Below are 2,433 nucleotides of genomic sequence, written 5' to 3' on the forward strand. Positions count from 1 at the left end.
CAACTGTTGATTGATGTAAATGGCGTTGGCTATGAAGTTGAGGCCTCCATGAATACCTTCTATCGTTTGCCGGAGCTGGGCAGGCAGGTCACGTTGTTTACGCACTTTGTGGTACGTGAAGATGCACAGCTGCTCTACGGTTTTGCCGACCGGGAGGAGCGGTTGCTGTTCCGTACCTTGATCAAAGTGAATGGCGTGGGTCCAAAGCTCGCGCTAACCATTTTGTCGGGCATCAGCGCCAACGACTTTGTGCGCTCTGTGCATGATCAGGATACCGCTGCCTTGGTGCGTTTGCCTGGTGTTGGTAAAAAGACCGCCGAGCGACTGATCGTTGAGATGAAAGATAAGCTGAAGGATCTGCAGGTCGCCGATTTTGGTGAATTCCAGTTGAGCGGTGGTGGTGATCCAGACGTGGCTGTCTCGATGCCTGCAACCGATCATCGGGCCGAGGCAGAAAGTGCATTAGTGGCACTGGGATACAAGCCGGTACAGGCGACTAAAGCGATTGCCCAGGCTGAAAAGGCCTTGGGCGCGGGGGCTAGCAGTGAAGATCTGATCCGGCAGTCGCTAAAGTCGATGGTTACGGGTTAACGGTGTAGTTGGCTATATTGGTTTTTGTAAGAACAATTCAATTTTCGTGTGATTTGAGGCTCCATCCATGATCGAAGCAGATCGTTTTATCTCACCTGCCAGCAATCCTGTTGAAGAAGCGCAGGATCGGGCAATACGCCCTAAAACGCTGGAGGATTACGTCGGTCAGCCTACTGTGCGTGAGCAGATGGAGATTTTTATCCATGCAGCGAAAGGGCGTGGTGAGGCGTTGGATCACACGTTGATCTTTGGGCCACCGGGTCTGGGTAAGACGACGTTGGCTAATATCATTGCCAACGAGATGGGATCTGAGATCAAAACGACATCGGGCCCGGTGTTGGAAAAGGCGGGTGATCTGGCTGCATTGCTCACCAATCTTGAGCCGGGTGACGTACTTTTTATCGATGAAATTCACCGCCTCAGTCCCAACGTGGAAGAGGTCTTATATCCAGCCATGGAAGATTATCAGCTGGATATTATGATCGGTGAAGGTCCGGCCGCACGTTCGATAAAGCTGGAGTTGCCACCGTTTACGCTGGTGGGGGCAACCACGCGGGCAGGGTTGCTGACGTCGCCGCTGAGAGACCGTTTTGGCATCGTGCAGCGCCTTGAATTTTACAATGTCGATGACCTGTCCAGTATCGTCGGTCGCTCGGCTGAGTTGTCAGGGACGAGTGTCGATGAGCGCGGTGCGCGTGAAATTGCGTGCCGCTCCCGTGGAACGCCGCGTATTGCCAATCGCTTGTTACGTCGTGCGCGTGACTATGCCGAGGTTAAAGGTGATGGGTATATCTCATCGGAGATGGCTGATCGCGCCTTAAACATGTTGAATGTCGACAACAGTGGTTTCGATCATATGGATCGCCGAATGTTGTTGGCGATGATTGAGAAGTTTGGTGGTGGTCCTGTCGGGGTGGAGAGTCTCGCCGCGGCAATCAGCGAAGAACGCGATACCATCGAAGATGTGCTGGAGCCATACCTGATCCAGCAAGGTTTTATTATGCGTACGCCAAGAGGGCGCGTAGCAACAGATCATGCCTATCGCCACTTCGGAATAGACAAACCGGACATGGATCAATAGAAGAGAATAAATCGCGGTGATCCCTGTCAGTCTGACATTGATCAACGTCCTGCAGCCCGTGCGTTGACTAAGATGTGAGGTAGTAGATTAACACGGATAAAAGGGCTGCAAATGGTCACTACAATCACCACATCCAAGGTATTGGCGTTTAAGGCAGAGATCGAAGAGCATTTACGTCGTCTGCGTGAAGAGGCACGTGAGGAGCTGCGCGATACTCAGCAGATGGGAGAAAGTACATTCTCTGGGTCTGCTCACGATCGTACGGAGGAGGCTGAGCAGGCGGCCGCTGTTGCGCTGAATTTGATGAATCTGTCTCGTCATACCGATGAGATTCGTGCCTGTATCGAGGCGCTTCATCGCATCGAAGAGGGTGAGTACGGTATCTGTCTCGAATGTGGGGATGATATTGAGTTAAATCGCCTGCATGCAAATCCAATTGCGGTGTGTTGTGTGCGTTGTCAGTCCGCTGGAGAAACGCTGAGGGCGGTGAGCTAAGCGCCGCCTTTTCATCACTCTTAAGTCTTTGCTCACGGTTCCCTCCTTTATTTATGTAACCTTCTCCTGTTATTGTCTCTTGGTAGGCTCGCTTGGGTTTTATTTGAGCGTGTCGGGCTACAGTTTATTGTGAATACCTGAACTTTTTTGAGCTGTAAGCGTCCCATTCGAGACGGCTGATTGGGGAGGTTTGTTTTCTCAATCGCTGCGAATGTGTTTTGGTGTTACGGGCAGGTCAAAAACCGGGTTCGTTGTGACACAGGACG

The 2,433-nt window shown here is 51.9% G+C and carries 3 protein-coding genes; all 3 read left to right on the plus strand.

Annotated elements, in window-relative coordinates; translation table 11 throughout:
- On the plus strand, nt 1-591 hold a 591-nt coding region (ruvA, locus tag ABYW01_RS19370; RefSeq protein WP_372835992.1), incomplete at its 5' end, for a Holliday junction branch migration protein RuvA.
- A gap of 67 nt (nt 592-658) precedes the next feature.
- On the plus strand, nt 659-1,672 hold the full coding sequence (ruvB, locus tag ABYW01_RS19375; protein WP_193954061.1) for a Holliday junction branch migration DNA helicase RuvB: 1,014 nt from the start codon (nt 659-661) through the stop codon (nt 1,670-1,672).
- A gap of 111 nt (nt 1,673-1,783) precedes the next feature.
- Nucleotides 1,784-2,167 carry a TraR/DksA family transcriptional regulator gene (locus ABYW01_RS19380; protein WP_372835993.1) on the plus strand — a complete coding sequence of 128 codons (384 nt, stop codon included), beginning with the start codon at nt 1,784-1,786 and terminating at the stop codon, nt 2,165-2,167.
- Nucleotides 2,168-2,433 lie beyond the last annotated feature (266 nt).

Origin of the sequence: Pontibacterium sp., from assembly GCF_041587635.1 — a bacterium.
Taxonomy (GTDB): Bacteria; Pseudomonadota; Gammaproteobacteria; order Pseudomonadales; family Balneatricaceae; genus Pontibacterium.

Excerpts from the sequence above, each read along its gene's own strand:
- ABYW01_RS19380 (WP_372835993.1), top strand. The coding sequence starts at position 1,784 with ATGGTCACTACAATCACCACATCCAAGGTATTGGCGTTTAAGGCAGAG.
- ruvB (WP_193954061.1), top strand. The coding sequence starts at position 659 with ATGATCGAAGCAGATCGTTTTATCTCACCTGCCAGCAATCCTGTTGAA.